Origin of the sequence: Demequina flava (assembly GCF_000975035.1) — a bacterium.
Lineage (GTDB): Bacteria > Actinomycetota > Actinomycetes > Actinomycetales > Demequinaceae > Demequina > Demequina flava.
Genome location: NZ_BBRA01000002.1, coordinates 708,864 through 724,822 on the forward strand (window position 1 = coordinate 708,864; position 15,959 = coordinate 724,822).

At 65.9% G+C, this 15,959-nt stretch carries 15 protein-coding genes; 6 read left to right on the forward strand and 9 right to left on the reverse strand.

Annotated elements, in window-relative coordinates; genetic code table 11:
* Nucleotides 1-118: 118 nt before the first annotated feature.
* From ilvN to ilvD, 4 genes are all read right to left on the reverse strand, one after another.
* Complete coding sequence (gene ilvN, locus AOP74_RS11895; protein WP_061962563.1) at nucleotides 119-637, reverse strand: acetolactate synthase small subunit; 519 nt, start codon at nucleotides 635-637, stop codon at nucleotides 119-121.
* A gap of 4 nt (nucleotides 638-641) precedes the next feature.
* A complete protein-coding gene (locus tag AOP74_RS11900; protein ID WP_082096361.1) occupies nucleotides 642-2,471 on the reverse strand; it encodes an acetolactate synthase large subunit in 1,830 nt (609 codons plus the stop codon).
* A gap of 418 nt (nucleotides 2,472-2,889) precedes the next feature.
* Nucleotides 2,890-3,180, reverse strand: coding sequence for a DUF1905 domain-containing protein (locus AOP74_RS11905; protein WP_061962565.1), 291 nt, complete (start codon nucleotides 3,178-3,180; stop codon nucleotides 2,890-2,892).
* A gap of 123 nt (nucleotides 3,181-3,303) precedes the next feature.
* On the reverse strand, nucleotides 3,304-5,001 hold the full coding sequence (gene ilvD, locus AOP74_RS11910; protein WP_061962566.1) for a dihydroxy-acid dehydratase: 1,698 nt from the start codon (nucleotides 4,999-5,001) through the stop codon (nucleotides 3,304-3,306).
* 96 nt (nucleotides 5,002-5,097) lie between these two features.
* Here ilvD and AOP74_RS11915 point away from each other — a divergent pair, with 96 nt between their 5' ends.
* The 3 genes from AOP74_RS11915 (at nucleotide 5,098) to AOP74_RS11925 (ending at nucleotide 8,166) form a co-directional block, all read left to right on the forward strand.
* The gene (locus AOP74_RS11915; RefSeq protein WP_160297492.1) at nucleotides 5,098-5,868 is read left to right on the forward strand and encodes a MerR family transcriptional regulator; all 771 of its coding nucleotides are present in this window, start codon (nucleotides 5,098-5,100) and stop codon (nucleotides 5,866-5,868) included.
* A 209-nt stretch (nucleotides 5,869-6,077) separates the two neighbouring features.
* Complete coding sequence (locus AOP74_RS11920; RefSeq protein WP_061962568.1) at nucleotides 6,078-6,638, forward strand: NADPH-dependent FMN reductase; 561 nt, start codon at nucleotides 6,078-6,080, stop codon at nucleotides 6,636-6,638.
* A 163-nt stretch (nucleotides 6,639-6,801) separates the two neighbouring features.
* A complete protein-coding gene (locus AOP74_RS11925; protein ID WP_061962569.1) occupies nucleotides 6,802-8,166 on the forward strand; it encodes a cryptochrome/photolyase family protein in 1,365 nt (454 codons plus the stop codon).
* Nucleotides 8,167-8,184: 18 nt separating this feature from the next.
* Here AOP74_RS11925 and AOP74_RS11930 read toward each other — a convergent pair whose 3' ends face one another.
* Nucleotides 8,185-9,117, reverse strand: a complete 933-nt coding sequence (locus AOP74_RS11930) for a 2-hydroxyacid dehydrogenase (RefSeq protein WP_082096362.1) — start codon at nucleotides 9,115-9,117, stop codon at nucleotides 8,185-8,187.
* Between the two features lie 91 nt (nucleotides 9,118-9,208).
* Here AOP74_RS11930 and AOP74_RS12450 point away from each other — a divergent pair, with 91 nt between their 5' ends.
* The 3 genes from AOP74_RS12450 to AOP74_RS11940 are packed head-to-tail and all read left to right on the forward strand — an operon-like array spanning nucleotide 9,209 to nucleotide 11,742.
* Nucleotides 9,209-9,793: an anaerobic C4-dicarboxylate transporter family protein gene (locus AOP74_RS12450; protein WP_369345503.1), complete on the forward strand. Its 585-nt coding sequence runs from the start codon at nucleotides 9,209-9,211 to the stop codon at nucleotides 9,791-9,793.
* Nucleotides 9,794-9,815: 22 nt separating this feature from the next.
* Complete coding sequence (locus tag AOP74_RS12455; protein WP_369345504.1) at nucleotides 9,816-10,346, forward strand: anaerobic C4-dicarboxylate transporter family protein; 531 nt, start codon at nucleotides 9,816-9,818, stop codon at nucleotides 10,344-10,346.
* Nucleotides 10,347-10,395: 49 nt separating this feature from the next.
* Nucleotides 10,396-11,742 (forward strand): dipeptidase, encoded by a 1,347-nt coding sequence (locus tag AOP74_RS11940; protein WP_061962571.1) that lies wholly within the window; start codon nucleotides 10,396-10,398, stop codon nucleotides 11,740-11,742.
* Nucleotides 11,743-11,826: 84 nt separating this feature from the next.
* On the opposite strand, the gene gatB is transcribed toward AOP74_RS11940, so the two are convergent.
* From gatB to AOP74_RS11960, 4 genes are all read right to left on the reverse strand, one after another.
* Nucleotides 11,827-13,335, reverse strand: coding sequence for an Asp-tRNA(Asn)/Glu-tRNA(Gln) amidotransferase subunit GatB (gene gatB / locus AOP74_RS11945; RefSeq protein ID WP_061962630.1), 1,509 nt, complete (start codon nucleotides 13,333-13,335; stop codon nucleotides 11,827-11,829).
* A 5-nt stretch (nucleotides 13,336-13,340) separates the two neighbouring features.
* Nucleotides 13,341-14,846, reverse strand: a complete 1,506-nt coding sequence (gatA, locus tag AOP74_RS11950) for an Asp-tRNA(Asn)/Glu-tRNA(Gln) amidotransferase subunit GatA (RefSeq protein WP_061962572.1) — start codon at nucleotides 14,844-14,846, stop codon at nucleotides 13,341-13,343.
* On the reverse strand, nucleotides 14,843-15,142 hold the full coding sequence (gene gatC / locus AOP74_RS11955) for an Asp-tRNA(Asn)/Glu-tRNA(Gln) amidotransferase subunit GatC (protein ID WP_061962573.1): 300 nt from the start codon (nucleotides 15,140-15,142) through the stop codon (nucleotides 14,843-14,845). The genes gatA and gatC overlap by 4 nt, the downstream gene beginning before the upstream one ends.
* A gap of 72 nt (nucleotides 15,143-15,214) precedes the next feature.
* A complete protein-coding gene (locus AOP74_RS11960; protein WP_082096331.1) occupies nucleotides 15,215-15,799 on the reverse strand; it encodes a GNAT family N-acetyltransferase in 585 nt (194 codons plus the stop codon).
* Between the last annotated feature and the right edge of the window lie 160 nt (nucleotides 15,800-15,959).

Consider the following 15,959-nt stretch of genomic DNA (forward strand, 5'->3'; position numbering starts at 1 on the left):
TCGTGTTAAAGCCGGGGTTGACGGGCCGATGCTCGTGTTGCCTCGGTCGTCAGCGTTCAGTTGTGAGGTTCGTGCGTACTGCTGCGTGCGTTGCGGATGCGGCGCGCGCGGTGTGCGTTCAGGCGGAAGCGCGCTCGAAGGCGCGCTCCGTAATGGAGCGGGATCCACGGCCGATGGCCACGGTGCCCGACTGGACGATCTCGCGAATGTCGTGCGTACTCAGCGCGGTCAGCAGCGCCTCAAGCTTCTCCGGGGCGCCCACCGCCTCGATGACGAGCGAGTCAGCGGCCACGTCGACCACGTGGGCGCGGAACAGCTCGACGATCTGGAGGACATCAGCGCGCTGGCGGGCATCCGCCCGGACCTTCACCAAGATGAGGTCGCGCTGCACGGACTTGTCGCGCTCGAGCTCCACGATCTTGAGCACGTGCACAAGCTTGTTGAGCTGCTTGGTGACCTGCTCGAGCGGAAGCTGATCCACGTCCACAACGACCGTGATGCGCGAAACCTCGGGGTGCTCGGTCTGGCCCACCGCGAGCGAGTGGATGTTGAAGGCCCGGCGAGAGAAGAGACCCGCAACGCGCGCGAGCACGCCGGGCTTGTTCTCTACGAGGACAGAGAGAGTGTGCCTAGTCATCGTCTTACTCCTCCTCGCCGCGGTCCCACTCAGGGGCAATTCCGCGTGCGTACTGGATCTCGTCATTAGAGGTGCCGGCGGCCACCATTGGCCACACCATGGCGTCGCGCGAGACCGTGAAGTCAACGACGACGGGCTGGTCGTTGATTTCCATCGCGCGCTTGATTGTGGCGTCCACGTCCCCATCGGACTCGCACCGCAGGCCAACGCAGCCCATGGCATCCGCGAGCTTCACGAAGTCGGGGATGCGCTTGGTGCCGTGACCGGTGTGCAGGTCCGTGTTGGAGTAGCGCTCGTTGTAGTACAGGGTCTGCCACTGGCGAACCATGCCCAGCGACGAGTTGTTGATGATCGCCACCTTGATGGGGATGTTGTTGATCGCGCAGGTCACGAGTTCCTGGTTGGTCATCTGGAAGCAGCCGTCGCCGTCGATGGACCACACCGTGCGGTCGGGCTCGCCGACCTTGGCGCCCATGGCGGCAGGAACCGAGAAGCCCATCGTGCCCAGGCCACCGGAGTTGATCCAGGTGTTGGGGCGCTCGTACTTAATGAACTGGCTGGCCCACATCTGGTGCTGCCCCACTCCGGACGTGAAGATCGTGTCCGGGCCGGAGATCTCGCCCAGGCGCTGGATGACGTGTTGCGGGCTCGACAGTCCGTCGTCGGTCGGGACGTAGCCCAGTCCGTAGGTGTCGCGCCACTGGTCGATCTGCGTCCACCATGCCTCGAGGTCGGGCTTGCCGTGCTTCTTGTGCTCCTCTTCGAGGGCGGGCACCAAAGCGGCGAAGACGTCCTTGAGGTCACCCACGATCGGGACGTCGACGGCGCGGTTCTTGCCGATCTCGGCGGGGTCGATGTCCGCGTGCACGATGGTCGCGTGCGGCGCAAAGGACTCGAGCTTGCCGGTCACGCGGTCATCGAAGCGCGCACCCAGCGTCACCACGAGGTCCGCCTTCTGCAGCGATGCCACAGCAGCCACGGTGCCGTGCATGCCGGGCATACCGACGTGCTGCGGGTGGGAGTCGGGCAGTGCGCCGCGTCCCATCAGCGTGGTCGTGACGGCAGCGCCGGACAAGTCGGTCAGCTTGCGCAGACCCTCCGAAGCGCCCGAGCGGATCACTCCACCACCGACGTACAGCACCGGGCGGCGCGCAGTGGCCAGCAGGCGTGCGGCCTCCTGCACCGTCTTCGCGTGCGGGCGTGCGCCGGAGTTGAAACCGGGAAGTTCGATGTGGTCGGGCCAGTTGAACGTCATGGGCGCCTGCTGGGCGGACTTCGTGATGTCCACCAACACGGGGCCGGGACGGCCGTGCGTGGCGATGTAGAACGCCTCCGCGATGGCCTGCGGGATCTCGTTGGGGTCCGTCACGAGCACGTTGTGCTTGGTGATGGGCGCCGTGATGCCGACGATGTCCGCCTCTTGGAACGCGTCCGTGCCGATCAGCGACGCACCGACCTGGCCGGTGATGGCGACCATTGGGATTGAGTCCATGTTCGCGTCGGCGATCGGCGTCACGAGGTTGGTGGCACCGGGGCCCGAGGTCGCGATGCACACACCTGGCCGTCCGGTGGCGTGCGCGTAGCCCTGAGCGGCGTGACCTGCACCCTGCTCGTGGCGAACCAGGATGTGACGAAGGCGCTGAGAGTCCATCAGCGGGTCGTAGGTCGGCAGAATCGCGCCGCCCGGAAGCCCAAAGACATCCGTGGCTCCGGCGCATTCAAGCGACTTGATGATCGCCGCTGCGCCACTCATCTCCTGGCCAGTGGCCGCTTGAGCGAGGGCCTGAGGCTGCGCGGCGAGCGCGGAAGGCTTCGGGGCCTTGACCTGTGCCATCTTCTCTCCCATTGAGTCGATCGGTGAAGAGGCGATTCTCGCGTCCGCCTCCTACATGGAAAAACCCCACAACCTCAGGTGGCTGTCGGGTTAGCGCGCGGACGTTGCCTGGGCTTGGACTAGATGTCCGCGCGCCCGGCAACTACGAGAATCGTCTGCATGGGAAAGACTCTACGCCCGCCAAAGCGCGCATGTCACCATCTGGACATACAATCTCACATAGTGGTTCACCATATCGAATAATGAGACACTGGTCCCCTTCTCCCCTGGCCGTACATACTCGGCGGGGTTTGGGGCTCGCGAGCCTCCTGGCCGTACGTCTCCGACGGTTTCCCCGCCTCACTGTCCCCGTCCCCACCTGGCACGTCCCAGCCAGGCCAGCCCCAGCATCGGCCGGATGCCTTGCCTCAGGCCAGACTCAGGTGCGCCGCCGCGTCAACGTCACCGTGACATCGTCGCCGACGCCCTTGCCCAACTGCTTGCGCACCTTGGCGTTAAGCGACAGCATGTGGCCGCCGCGCCCGGTGACCATGAGGCCTACGTTCTCGAGCGCCACGCCATCGACGGTCGCGTCGACGCGCACGGCTTTGCCGGTGCCGAACAGTTCCGCGGAGTCGGGCATCTCGACGCACGGCCACGTCTCGCCCTTCACGTCGACGCCGATGGGCGCGGTGAAGGTGTGATCCAAGGGGCCGATCTCGAGTTTCATAGGGCCGATGCTGTCACGGCTTGGCAACGCTCGCCCGGCGAAACCGACGGGAAAGCACGGCCAGGGGTCGCGTGAGTCCGAAATCCCGCCGAGTATGTACGGCCAGGGGAAGAGGGCGAAGAGTTACTGCAGCACTGCGCCCTTCGACGCGGACTGCACGAGCTTCGCGTACTTGGCGAGCACGCCGCGGGTGTAGACGGGCGCCAGGGGCTCCCAGCCTTCCTTGCGAGCCTCGAGCTCATCCTCAGACACCTTCAACTCCAAAGCGCCGCTGGCCACGTCGAGCGTGATCTTGTCGCCGTCGCGCACGAACGCGATGGGGCCACCATCGACGGCCTCGGGCGCCATGTGACCGACGCACAGGCCGGTCGTTCCGCCGGAGAAGCGACCGTCAGTGACGAGCAAGACGTCCTTGCCAAGCCCGGCGCCCTTGATGGCAGCGGTGATGGCCAGCATCTCGCGCATTCCCGGACCACCCTTAGGGCCCTCGTAGCGAATGACGACGACGTCGCCGGCCTGGATGGTGCCATCAGCCAGGGCGTCCAGGGCTGCACGCTCACGGTCAAACACGCGCGCCGTGCCCTCAAAGACAGACTCGTCGAAGCCAGCGGACTTCACGACAGCACCTTCGGGTGCCAGCGAGCCCTTCAGGATTGTGATGCCACCGGTCTTATGGATCGGGTTGTTGAGCGCGCGCACCACGCGGCCGTCGATCTTCTCGGGCTTGAGCTCTGCCATGTTCTCGGCGAGCGTCTTGCCCGTGACCGTCATGACGTCGCCGTGCATGAGTCCGGCCTCGAGCAGCGTGTTCATCACTGCGGGCACGCCGCCCACGCGGTCAACGTCGTTCATCACGAACTGACCGAAGGGCTTGAGGTCTCCCAGGTGCGGAACCTTGGCGGCAACGCGCGCGAAGTCGTCGAGGGTAAGGTCGACCTCGGCCTCGTGGGCAATCGCGAGGAGGTGGAGCACAGCGTTGGTGGAACCACCGAAGGCCATCACGACGGCAATGGCGTTCTCGAACGCTTCCTTCGTCATGATGTCGCGCGCGGTGATCCCGAGGCGCAGCATGTTGACGACGGCCTCGCCCGACTTCACCGCGTAGTAGTCGCGGCGGCGGTCGGCGGAAGGCGGCGATGCGGAGCCCGGGATAGACATGCCGAGCGCTTCGCCCACGGAGGCCATGGTGTTGGCGGTGAACATTCCGCCGCAAGCACCTTCGCCGGGGCAGATGGCCTTCTCGATCGCGAGGCGGTCCTCTTCGGACATCAGTCCACGCTGGCACGCACCCACGGCCTCGAAGGCGTCAATGATGGTGACGTCCTTCTCGGTGCCGTCGGAGAGCTTCACGTGGCCGGGCATGATCGATCCGGCGTACAGGAAGACAGAGGCGAGGTCGAGGCGAGCCGCGGCCATCAGCATGCCCGGAAGCGACTTGTCACAGCCGGCCAGGAGCACGGAGCCATCGAGGCGCTCGGCGCTCATGACGGTCTCGACGGAGTCAGCGATGAGGTCCCGCGACACCAGCGAGAAGTGCATGCCCTCGTGGCCCATCGAGATGCCGTCGGAAACGGAGATGGTGCCGAACTCGAGCGGGTAGCCGCCACCGGAGTGCACACCGTTCTTGGACGCCTTCGCGAGGCGGTCAAGGGAGAGGTTGCAGGGCGTGATTTCGTTCCACGAGCTCGCAATTCCGATCTGCGGCTTCGCAAAGTCGTCGTCACCCAAACCGACAGCGCGGAGCATGCCGCGCGAGGCGGTGGCCTCCAGTCCATCGGTGACCTGGCGGGAGCGGGGCTTCATGTCCGGCGTCGTTGTCATGGGCACGAGTCTAGAACGGGCCGATGCATGGGTGTCGCGGGCAAGCAAAAAATTCGCCTTGACATTGACGTAGCGTCAACTTCTAGGCTGATCTCCATGAGCACCACAGAACCGGACGCACTCCTCGACATCGCACAGGTCGCACGCCTGAGTGGCGTGACATCGCGGACCCTGCGTCACTACGACAGCATCGGCCTCCTCTCCCCCGCGACCACGGGGCACGACGGCCGCCGACGCTACGGCCGCACCGAGATCCTGCGCCTGCAACACATCCTCGTGCTGCGCGAACTCGGCACGCCCCTGGCTGACATCGCCCACATCGTCGACTCCGACGATCCCGCGGTGACCGCAGCCACCCTCCGCGACCATCTCTCGGCCCTCACCGCCGAGCGCGACCGCTACGCGAAGCTCGCATCCACCGTCGCGGCGACCATCGACTCACTTGAGAAAGGCACCACCATGACAAACGAAGAGATCCTCAACGGATTCGACCACACCGCGTACGAGCCCGAGGCCCGCGAGCGCTGGGGCGACGACAGCGTCGACAAGTCCAACGCGAAGTGGGAAGCGCTCGGCAAGGATGGCCAGCAGCGCCACCTCGACACGCACCGCGAGGTCGTCGAGGCGCTGGGAGCCGCGATCCGCGTGGGCTTCACGCCAGACAGTCCCGAGGTCCAAGAGATCGTCGCTAAGCACTACGCGTGGGTGTCGCTGTTCTGGACCCCGAAGGCGGAGACGTACCGCGGGCTCACGCAGATGTACGTCGACGACGAGCGCTTCCGCAACAACTACGACGAGGTCGCACCCGGCGCCGCAGCACTCCTGCGAGATGCCGCCGACATCTACGCGGGGCGCGAGCTGTCCTGACCCTTTGCGGCGACAGTGGGACATCTGTGCACGTTTGAACGCTCACACGAGCACTCATGTCCTACTGTCGCTTGCCGGTGGGGATTCAGGGTGGGAAGCGCGCAGAAATTTACATGCGTCGGGAATAGTTGAGACATCACGTATTGTTAGACCTGACGCCGACGCAGAAGACGGCGAACACACCCCACCCCGCTGTGAAAGGAACACCCATGCCCAAAATCGGCATCCTCGTCGGCTCCGTTGCTGACGCTTCCATCAACCGCGTTGTCGCCAACGTTCTGCCTTCCCTCGTCACCGACGAGGACGTGAGCTTCGAGTTCATCGACATCAAGGACCTGCCCGTCTACAACTACGAGCTGGATGGCAACTGGCCTCAGGTCGCCACAGACTTCAAGAACCAGGTCGAGGGCGTTGACGGCGTCATCATCGTCACCCCCGAGTACTCGCGTTCAATCCCGGGCGCTCTCAAGAACGCGCTGGACTGGGCATCACGCCCGTGGGGCCAGAACTCGTTCACCGGCAAGCCGACCGCCATCATGGGCGCGTCCATCTCCACTGTCGGAACCGCGGCCGCCCAGCAGCACCTGCGCGCGATCCTCGGGCACTTCAACTCGCCCACGATGGGCCAGCCTGAGACGTTCTTCCACTTTGCCGCCGACTCCTTCGGCCAGGATGGCTCGCTCCAGGACGAGAACCAGCGCGCCGTGCTAAGCAACTTCGTCAACGCAGCCGTGGCACACGTGAACCAGTTCGCGCCCGTCAGCGTTTAAGATTTCCTTCTGACTTTTTTCAACCGTGGGCACGTCTGCGCCCTTACCCCTCCCGCGTAGACGACGACGCCCATGAGCGTGTGCGGCAACACCATGCCGCGCCCGCCCCTCAAGGCAACGGCCGTCCGGGAACACCTGGGCGGCCGTTGCTGTTTCTCCTCACATGAGCGACTCCGCTGGTACCGGCCTGTGGTGGGCACGTCGCGATCTGCGCGTCAGCGACAACCCAGCCCTCCTCGAAGCGACGGGGAGGGCCGATGCTCGGGCCATCTTTGCCTGGACCCCCGCCATTCACTTCTGGTCGGGCCGGCGTATCGGTCATCTTGCTCGCGTGTTGTGGCAGCTGCGAGCGGGACTGGGCGGGGGCTTGGCGGTCCGGCGCGGAAGCGCTGCGGACGTGGTGGCCGAGGCCGCCCGTGAGGCCGATGCTCCGGTGGTGTGGGCAGCACGCGAGTTCAGCCCCTCAGGTGTCGCCGAGCAGGACGCTGTGGCCGCCGCGCTGATCGCGGATGGTCGGGAGCTCCGGCTCACCGGGTCTCCGTACGCCGTTGCGCCTGGCCGCGTGACCAAGGCCGACGGCACCGAGTACAAGGTCTTCACGCCCTTTCGCAATGCATGGCGCCAGCACGGGTGGCGTGCACCTGCGCCCGCGGCGGACCTCACCGCGATGAGCACGTGGAGTCGCCACGACGGGGACGTGGACCTCGATCAGATGGCCGCCCACGGCGACACCTCCGATCCATGGGTGCGGCACCCAGAGTTTCGGGAGGACCGGATCCTCTCCCATCTCGAGGGCTTCATGGCCGGTGGCATCGAGCGCTACGCCACCGAACGCGACCGGCCCGACCTCGACTCCACCTCTCACCTGTCGATCCCCCTCGCATTCGGACAGATCCACCCGCGCACGGTGCTGGCCGCGAGCGCGGCGGTCCGGGGCGACGGGCCCAGGGTCTTCGAGTCGGAGCTGGCCTGGCGCGACTTCCATGCGGACGTTCTCCACCACCATCCCAGTGCGCGCCGCGAGTCACTGGCCTCCGTGCTCAGTGAGGAGGACTGGCTGACGGGCCGCGAGTCCGATGAGGTCTTCATGGCCTGGCGCGATGGCCGCACAGGCTTCCCGCTGGTGGACGCAGGAATGCGCCAGCTTCAGCAGACTGGATGGATGCACAACCGGGTGCGCATGGTTGTCGCGAGCTTCCTCGTCAAAGACCTGCTCATCCCCTGGCAGCGCGGCGCGGACCACTTCCGGCGAACGCTCCTGGACTACGACCACGCGCAAAACCAGCTCAACTGGCAGTGGGTGGCAGGGACCGGCCGCGACGCTTCACCGTTCTTCCGCATCTTCAACCCGACCACGCAGGCCGAGAAGTTCGACCCTGAGCGCCGCTACGTCGAACGCTGGGTGCCCGAAGTCGACACCCCGGCTTACCCGTCTCCCATCGTCGACCACAAAGTCGCCCGTACGGAAACGCTCGCCCTGCACAAGCGAGCGAAAGCGGCCAGGGCGGGCGAGCATCGGCCGGATTAAAGCGGGAGCGCCGCGGCGCTAGTTGACGCGGTGAACCGGGCCATCTCCGGCGCGCAGCGACTCCACCTGGCGGTGGACGAGCGCGACGTAGCGAGGGTCATCCATTTGCGCGAAGCCCGCGACGTGCGGCGTAAGGATCACGCCTGGCGCGGAGTACAGCGGGTGGTCGTCGGGAAGCGGCTCGGGGTCCACGACATCGAGTGCCGCGCGCAGGCGGCCGGCCTCGGCTTCAAGTACCAGCGCGTCCGTGTCGACCACCGCACCGCGTCCCACATTGACCAGCAGTGCGTCATCGGGCATCGCCGCAAGGAACTCTTCATTCACGAGCTTGTGGGTGGAGTCGTCGTGGGGCGTCACGATCACCACGATGTCAAAGCGCGGCAGGATCCCGAGGATGCTGTCGATGGGGTGAACGCGAGTGCCATCGGGCGCCGTGCGCGCTGAACGAGCCACACCCTCCACCTCAGCCTCACAGGCACGCATGCGCGCACCGATCCCCGTACCAATCGCCCCGTACCCCACGACCAGCACGCGCTTGTCTGCCAGCGACGGCGCGGTCTCGAATGGCTCCCACGTCGCACGGCGCTGAGCGTCCATGAAGCGCGGCAGCTGGCGCTGGCTTGCAAGCGCCAGCAGGAGGGCCATCTCCGCGGTGCGGGTGTCGTGCACGCCGCGCGCATTGCACAGCGCCACCCCCTCTGGCACGAAGGGAAGAGCATGTTCGTAGCCAGCGCTCGGGATCTGGATGCCCTGCAGGTTTGGCAGTTCGCCGAGGCGTCCATAGGCGGTCCGGCCACCCGTGCGGTGGGCCAGGCACGCGAGAGTGATCGCGTCGCGCTCGCTGTCGGGCGCATCTTCCTCAGCCGGGTCCCACACCACGAGGCGGGCTCCTTCGCCCAGGTCGCCCACAGCATCGGCCGTCTTATTGTCAGGAACGGAAACGGTGATCATCTGGCCAGTGTCCCATGACGCAACGCGCGCAGCCCTACGCACCCGCGTAGTCTCATCACCACAGGTAGATGGGCGAGAGGGGCCAGGCGCGGTGGACTGGATTTTCGTGCTGGAAGTGCTCGTGGTGCTAGGCGCCATCGTGATGGGCACGCGGGCTAGCGGCGTTGGCGTTGGGGTCTGGGGCGGCGTGGGCACATTCGTGCTGGTCTTCGTTTTTGGCGAGGCACCCGGCGAGCCACCAGCCGACGCGATCGCCATTATTCTGGCCGTCGTCACCGCCGCAGCGCTCATGCAAGCAGCCGGCGGAATCGACTGGATGGTCGCGATGGCCGCCCGGGTCATCGAGAAACGGCCACGGCAGATCACGTTCCTCGCTCCCCTGACCGCGTTCTTCTTCTCGGTGGGCGCAGGCACCGGCAACATCATCTACCCGCTGCTTCCCGTCATTTACGACGTCTCGTATCGCAACAACATCCGCCCCTCGCGGCCGCTCACGGTCACCGTTGTGCAGTCCGGCATCGCGCTGGCCGCGTCCCCGGTGTCCGCCGCGATGGCCGCCATGCTCACCTTGACCGACGTCGCGCCGTACAACCTGGGGCTGGGTGCCATCCTCGCGATCACGTTCCCCTCGTGCATCATCGGTATCTTCGTCACCTCGCTCGTCGTTCACGATTGACGGCGAGACTCAGGCGGTGGGCATGACGGTCGTGATCGTGCTGATCATGCTGGTGGCGGCCGCCGCGATCATCTTTGTGGGGCGGCCCAAGGTCGACACCGTGCCCGGGAAGTCGGTGTTCAAGGCCGGCATGGTGTCCGCGATCGCGCTCTTTGGTATCGCGTGGTTGACCGCGACGTTCATCCAGGCGCACGAGGACTACATCGTCGAGACTGTGGGCGCGTGGGTGACGGACTGGAAGTTCCTGTTCGCGGTGGCGGTGTTCCAGGTCGCTGCGATGACGACGAGCCAGTCCACGGCGACCCGCGCGATTGTGCCGATTGGCCTGGCCGCGGGGCTTCCGCCGGGCATCGTGACCGGCATGTGGGGCGGCGCGCTGGGCGGTGTCTACACCTTGCCCGCCAACGGTCCGCAGATTGCGGCCGCAAACTTTGACCAGACCGGATCGACCAAGCTCGGAACCAAACTCATCGATCACAGTTTCTTCATCCCCATGCTCGTTCTCGTGGTGACTACGGTCGCAACGGGTGCGGCCATCGGCGCGTTCTTCTAGTGGGCGCGTGCGCCGCGATCGACTCTCTTCAAGCGAAAGGTTCTCCCCCATGTCTACTGACGACGTCTCCACCGGTGTCCGCGAACTCATGCCCCAGGTCGTTGCAGACCTCGAAGAGCTCACTGCTATCCCGTCGATCGCGTTTCCGGGGTACCCGTCCGAGCCCGTGCACCGCATGGCCGAGCGGACCCTCGCGCTGATCCAGGAAGCCGGCATCCCTGACGCCCACCTGGCCGATGTCCCGCACGGCTACCCGCCGATCTACGGCGAAGTACGTGGCCCCGAGGGTTCGCCGACCGTGGTGTTGTACGCCCACTACGACGTGCAGCCGGCTCCCGAGTCTCAAGGTTGGACGTCGGACCCGTGGACCCCCACGCGCAAGGACGATGGCCGTATCTACGGGCGCGGCGCAGCTGACGACAAGTCCGGACTGGTCTCGCTTCTAGGAACGCTGCGCGCGTTCGACGGCGACTTCCCCTGCACACTGCGGATCATCATCGAGGGCATGGAGGAGACTGAGAGCAACCTCGAAGAGTTTGTCGAGGCGCATCCCGAGCTGTTCGAGTGCGACCTCTTCGTGATCGCCGACATGGGCAACCTGCGCGTGGGCGAGCCGGTCATGACCACGGCGCTGCGTGGGGACGTGTCCTGCACCGTCACCGTGCGAACGCTCGAGCACCCCCTGCACTCCGGCGTCTACGGCGGGCCCGCTCCCGACGCCATGATGGCTCTGGCCCGCTTGCTGTCAACGCTGCACGACGACGCCGGCGACGTGGCTGTCGCCGGAGTGAGCGGGGCACCCTGGGAGGGCTCGGACATGACGGAAGAGGACTTCCGTTCTGGTGCGGACCTCTTGCCGGGTGTCTCCTTGACCGGCACCGGCACCATCGCCGACCGCCTGTGGTCCAAGCCGTCCATCAACGCCATCGGCATCGACACCACCTCGATCGCCGAGTCCTCCAACGTCGTTCTCCCACATGCCAGCGCCAAGATCTCGATGCGCATCGTCCCCGGCACCGACCCCGAGGCCGAGCTCGACGCCCTCGTCAGCCACCTCGAAACCCACGCCCCGTGGGGCGCACACGTCGAGGTGCAGCGCATCAAGGCCGCTCACCCCTTCCGCGTCCCCACGGACGGACCCGGCTACGCCGCAGCGCGCACGGCCATGGAGGAGGCGTTCGGGATGACCGCGAGCGAGGCGGGCTCCGGCGGCTCGATCCCGCTGCTTCAGACCTTGCAGCACGCCTCCCCGGACGCGGAGTTCGTGTTGTGGGGCCCAGAAGACGTGGCGCAGTCGCGGATCCACGCCTCCGATGAGTCCGTCGACCCCGAGGAGATTGAGCGCATGATCGTCGCTCAGGTGCTGCTGCTCAAGCACCTCGGTGGCGATTCCTAGAACGCGAAACACCGGGCCCCGCTCCCTCGAAAGGGGCGAGACCCGGCGTCTCGGATTTGTCTTAGTGCGGCGCGTAGAGCGCGGTCAGCCCTCGACACCTGCCCGCTGGAGGATGATCTCCCGCACACGACCAGCATCGGCCTGTCCTCGGGTGGCCTTCATGACCGCACCGACGATAGCGCCGGCGGCCTGAACCTTGCCGTCCTGGATCTTGGCCAGAACATCAGGCTGCGCTGCGAGCGCCTCGTCCACGGCTGCCTCGAGGGCTGAGTCATCGGATACGACCTCGAGACCACGCGACTCGACAACCTGGGCCGGGGATCCTTCACCGGCGAGGACGCCCTCGAGCGCCTGGCGCGCGAGCTTGTCGTTGATCTTGCCGTCGTCGATCAAGCTCTGAAGCTCGGCGATGTGGCCAGGCGTGACGGGCAGGTCGCAAAGCGAGACCTCACGGTCATTAGCGGTGCGGGCCAGTTCGCCCATCCACCACTTGCGCGCGGCCTGGGGCGTGGCACCCGCGTCGACGGACGCCAGGATCAGGTCGAGTGCATCCGCGTTGACGGCATCGCGCATCTCCATGTCGGAGAAGTTCCAGTCCTCCTTGAGGCGCGCGCGCATCTTGGCGGGGTGCTCCGGAAGCGTTCCACGCAGTTCCTCAACCCACTCGCGGCTGGGCTCGACGGGAAGGAGGTCGGGCTCTGGGAAGTACCGGTAGTCCTCCGCCTCTTCCTTGGAGCGGCCGGGCGTGGTCGAGTTCGTGTCCTCGTGCCAGTGGCGGGTCTCCTGCACAACCGGCTTACCGGCGAGCAACAGGTCAGCCTGGCGGCCGGCCTCGTGATGGATTGCACGTTCGATGGCGCGCAGCGAGTTGACGTTCTTGGTCTCGGAACGCTTGCCGAAGGGCACGACGTCCTGGTCCTCGCCCGGGGCCGCCTTGGGGCGCAGCGACAGGTTGACGTCGGCGCGAACCGAGCCCTGCTCCATGCGGCCGTCGGAGATCCCGAGCGCCTTCACGATGTCGCGGATGGTGGCAACGTAGGCACGCGCCACCTCTGCAGTGCGGGCGCCGGCACCCTTGATGGGGTGCGTGACGATCTCGACGAGCGGCACGCCGCCACGGTTGTAGTCCACGAGCGAGTGCGAGGCCCCCTGGATGCCACCGGTGCCACCCACGTGGGTGTTCTTGCCGGCGTCTTCCTCCATGTGGGCGCGCTCAATGCCGATTGTGAAGACTTCACCGTCGTCGAGCACCACGTCGAGGCTGCCCTCGAAGCAGGTCGGCTCGTCGTACTGCGAGATCTGGTAGTCCTTCGCCAGGTCCGGGTAGAAGTAGTTCTTGCGCGCGAAGCGGCTGGACTCGCGAATGTCGCATCCGAGCGACAGGCCAAGGCGGATCGCGGACTCCACGGCCTTGTCGTTCACCACAGGCATCGAGCCGGGCAGTCCCAGGCATACGGGGCACACCTGGGTGTTGGGCTCGGCGCCAAACTCGTTCGCGCAACCGCAGAACATCTTGGTCTTGGTGTTGAGCTCGACGTGGACCTCGATACCGAAGACCGGGTCGAACTGCTCCATCGCGCTGTCGTAGGTCATGTTGCTCACTTGGCCACCTCCAACTCGGGCGCCTGCGAGGACAAGGTGCCTCCCCATTCGGCAGCCAGTGCCTTCTCAAGTGCAGCACCGATGCGGTACATCCGCGCGTCCTCATGCGCTGGTGCCAGGATCTGGAAGCCCGTGGGCAATCCGTCTTCAGGTGCGATTCCCGAGGGCAAGGACATGCCAGGGATGCCGGCGAGGTTCGCCGGAATCGTGGCGACGTCGTTGAGGTACATCGCCAGCGGATCGTCGATGCGCTCGCCGATCTTGAATGGCGTGGTGGGCGTCGTGGGGCTGACCAGGACATCCGCCTTCTCAAACGCGGCTTCGAAGTCGCGCTGGATGAGTGTGCGCACCTTCTGAGCCGAGCCGTAGTAGGCGTCGTAGTAGCCCGCGCTCAACGCATAGGTACCCAGGATGATGCGGCGCTTGACCTCGTCGCCGAAGCCCTCTGCACGCGTCGCACCCATGGTGCGCTCGACGTTGCCCTTCTCGACCCGCATGCCGAAGCGCACGGAGTCGAACTTCGCGAGGTTCGACGAGGCCTCCGACGGCAGGATCAGGTAGTACGCGGCCAGCGCATACTCGAACGATGGGCACGAGACCTCGACGATCTCGGCACCCAGGCCCTTGAGCTTCTCGAGGCTCTCGTTGAAGCGCTGTTCAACGCCTGCCTGGTACCCCTCGCCGGACAGTTCCTTGATGACGCCGACGCGCACACCGGTCAGGTCGCCCTCGCGCCCCTCGCGCGCTGCGGCAACGCAGGATGGCACGGGCTCATTGAGGCTCGTGGCGTCCATGGGGTCGTGTCCGCCCATGACCTCGTGCAGGAGCGCGGCGTCTTCGACCGTGCGGGCGCAGGGCCCCAGCTGGTCGAGCGAGCTCGCCAACGCAATAGCTCCGTAACGGGATACGCCACCGTACGTGGGCTTCACGCCCACCGTGCCGGTGACGGACGCGGGTTGGCGAATTGATCCGCCGGTGTCCGAGCCAATGGCGAGCGGGGCTTCCCACGACGCGATGCTCGCGGAGGAACCACCGCCGGAGCCGCCTGGGATCCGCTCGAGGTCCCACGGGTTGTGGGTTGGCCCGTACCCCGAGTGCTCCGTCGACGAGCCCATGGCGAATTCGTCCATGTTGGTCTTGCCGAGAATCGGCATGCGCGCTTCGCGCAGCTTGCGCGTCACCGTCGCGTCGTAGGGAGGCTCCCAGCCTTCGAGGATCTTCGAGCCGGCGGTGGTCGGCATTCCCTGCGTGACGAGAATGTCCTTCACCGCGATGGGAACGCCGGCGAGTTCAGGGAGGTCCTCCCCTGCTTCCCGGGCAGCGTCAACGCCGCGCGCGACCTCAAGGGCTTCCTCACCGTTCACGTGAAGGAACGCGTGAACTGCGCCGTCCACGTCCGCGATGCGGTCGAGGTGCGCCTGCGTCAGTTCGACAGAGGTCACCTCGCCTGCCTTCATGGCGGCGATCATTTGGGCGGCCGATGCTCGGGTCCAGTCGGTCATGCTTCCTCCCCAAGGATCTGGGGCACGCGGAAGCGGCCCTCTTCAGCTTCAGGGGCGCCAGCAAGTGCCGCCTCCTGCGTGAGCGACGGCCGTACCTCGTCGGGACGGTGCACGTTGCTCATGGGGATGGGGTGGCTCGTCGCGGGAACATCCTGGCCCGCGACCTCCGCGACCTTCGCCACTGAGTCCACGATGGCAGCGAGCTGCCCGGACAAGCGGTCGAGGTCCTCATCGGTCATATCAATGCGCGCTAGCGCCGCAAGGCGCTCCACGTCAGAGCGTTCGAGGGAAGACATGGACGCAAGTCTAGTAGCGGCCGTTGGGACTCCGTCACGCTCAGCGGTCAGAAACCTGCCGGCGGAAAACCGCTACTCGGAGGAGGCCTCCCACGAGTAGCCAAGGAGTCGAATGGCCACACCTGCTTCTGCGTCGCCCACGGGCTCACCGCCCATTACCTTGCGCACGGTGCCGTCGTCGTTGTCGATCACAGTCCAGTCGAGGTCCGGCCGGCGCTCGAATCCCATGCGCTCGTAGAGCCGGTGAGCGATGTTCATGGACTCCATGGTCGACAACACGATGCTCTTGCCCCCATGCTCCTTGACGCGTTCCATCGCGGCTTTGGTCAACTCTGCTCCGATGCCACGGCCCCGTTCCAGGGGTGATACCGCGAGCATGCGCAGTTCATAGGCGTCGTCAGTGCCCAGTTCTGCAAGTTCAGATCCTGGAGGAACCACGGTGATGGTCCCGATGACCGCCCCGGAGCCGTCGCTGCCGTCAGTCATCATGAGGAGTTCAGCGACCTCCGCGCGCGCTTTGGCGTCCTTGAGCTGCGGAATGTATGGATGGGCTTGATCAACCAAGCCGTCCGACAGGTACGCCAGCGCAGTCAATTGACCAATCTCAGTCAGACGCGTCGCGTCGTCTGGCTTGACTGCTGCGATGTGGTGGCTCATGAGTCTCCTGTCGCTAGTTCAGACATGGGGCAACTGTGCCCGCTGTCCTCGGTCAGACCAATCTACATACAGGAATCACGACACGCTAGCGGTGTGGAGAGTCACACCACACCCCAGAAATGACGAAAGCCCCCACCGAATGGTGGGGGCTTTCGTACTA

Excerpts from the sequence above, each read along its gene's own strand:
- ilvN (WP_061962563.1), bottom strand. The coding sequence starts at position 637 with ATGACTAGGCACACTCTCTCTGTCCTCGTAGAGAACAAGCCCGGCGTG.
- AOP74_RS11900 (WP_082096361.1), bottom strand. The coding sequence starts at position 2,471 with ATGGCACAGGTCAAGGCCCCGAAGCCTTCCGCGCTCGCCGCGCAGCCT.
- AOP74_RS11905 (WP_061962565.1), bottom strand. The coding sequence starts at position 3,180 with ATGAAACTCGAGATCGGCCCCTTGGATCACACCTTCACCGCGCCCATC.
- ilvD (WP_061962566.1), bottom strand. The coding sequence starts at position 5,001 with ATGACAACGACGCCGGACATGAAGCCCCGCTCCCGCCAGGTCACCGAT.
- AOP74_RS11915 (WP_160297492.1), top strand. The coding sequence starts at position 5,098 with ATGAGCACCACAGAACCGGACGCACTCCTCGACATCGCACAGGTCGCA.
- AOP74_RS11920 (WP_061962568.1), top strand. The coding sequence starts at position 6,078 with ATGCCCAAAATCGGCATCCTCGTCGGCTCCGTTGCTGACGCTTCCATC.
- AOP74_RS11925 (WP_061962569.1), top strand. The coding sequence starts at position 6,802 with ATGAGCGACTCCGCTGGTACCGGCCTGTGGTGGGCACGTCGCGATCTG.
- AOP74_RS11930 (WP_082096362.1), bottom strand. The coding sequence starts at position 9,117 with ATGATCACCGTTTCCGTTCCTGACAATAAGACGGCCGATGCTGTGGGC.
- AOP74_RS12455 (WP_369345504.1), top strand. The coding sequence starts at position 9,816 with ATGACGGTCGTGATCGTGCTGATCATGCTGGTGGCGGCCGCCGCGATC.
- AOP74_RS11940 (WP_061962571.1), top strand. The coding sequence starts at position 10,396 with ATGTCTACTGACGACGTCTCCACCGGTGTCCGCGAACTCATGCCCCAG.
- gatB (WP_061962630.1), bottom strand. The coding sequence starts at position 13,335 with ATGACCTACGACAGCGCGATGGAGCAGTTCGACCCGGTCTTCGGTATC.
- gatA (WP_061962572.1), bottom strand. The coding sequence starts at position 14,846 with ATGACCGACTGGACCCGAGCATCGGCCGCCCAAATGATCGCCGCCATG.
- gatC (WP_061962573.1), bottom strand. The coding sequence starts at position 15,142 with ATGTCTTCCCTCGAACGCTCTGACGTGGAGCGCCTTGCGGCGCTAGCG.
- AOP74_RS11960 (WP_082096331.1), bottom strand. The coding sequence starts at position 15,799 with ATGAGCCACCACATCGCAGCAGTCAAGCCAGACGACGCGACGCGTCTG.